Here is a 706-nt window from a genome sequence, read left to right as displayed (position 1 = left end):
AGCGCCCGTCACGTCATGAAAGTCGGTAACACCCGAAGCCGGTGGCCTAACCCCTTGTGGGAGGGAGCCGTCGAAGGTGGGATCGGCGATTGGGACGAAGTCGTAACAAGGTAGCCGTACCGGAAGGTGCGGCTGGATCACCTCCTTTCTAAGGAGCATTCACCAGAACATGGACCAGCACACAGGTGTTGGATGATGTCTGGCAGAGCCCGTTTAGACCTCGTCTGTAGGTCTGCGGGAGCTCACGGGTGGAACACTGACAGACTTTTCGCGTCGTACACGTCATCCTTGATGTGGCCGGCGGGTGAATATATCGGCATACTGTTGGGTCCTGAGAGAACAAGCGCGAGTTTGTTTCTTCTCTAGGCAGGAATATGCAGGTGGGAGATCGTATCCCTATCGCGGAATGGTGGTGACATTGTTCTGGTCTGATGGATGCAGGATGGTTTTCCATGTGTGTGTTGTTTGAGAATTGCACAGTGGACGCGAGCATCTTTGTTGTAAGTAATTTAGAGCGTACGGTGGATGCCTTGGCACCAGGAGCCGATGAAGGACGTAGGAGGCTGCGATAAGCCTCGGGGAGCTGTCAACCGAGCTGTGATCCGGTAATTTAGAGCGTACGGTGGATGCCTTGGCACCAGGAGCCGATGAAGGACGTAGGAGGCTGCGATAAGCCTCGGGGAGCTGTCAACCGAGCTGTGATCCG

Annotated in this window: 2 rRNA genes; both read left to right on the top strand. The window is 55.2% G+C overall.

The features are described 5' to 3' along the window. A 16S ribosomal RNA gene (locus A3K89_RS26195) occupies positions 1–148 on the top strand; the annotation flags it as partial. 451 nt (positions 149–599) lie between these two features. After that, a 23S ribosomal RNA gene (locus A3K89_RS26190) occupies positions 600–706 on the top strand; the annotation flags it as partial.

Origin of the sequence: Rhodococcoides kyotonense (genome assembly GCF_001645385.1) — a bacterium.
GTDB classification, from domain to species: domain Bacteria; phylum Actinomycetota; class Actinomycetes; order Mycobacteriales; family Mycobacteriaceae; genus Rhodococcoides; species Rhodococcoides kyotonensis_B.
This window is presented reverse-complemented; position numbering and strand designations above follow the sequence as displayed.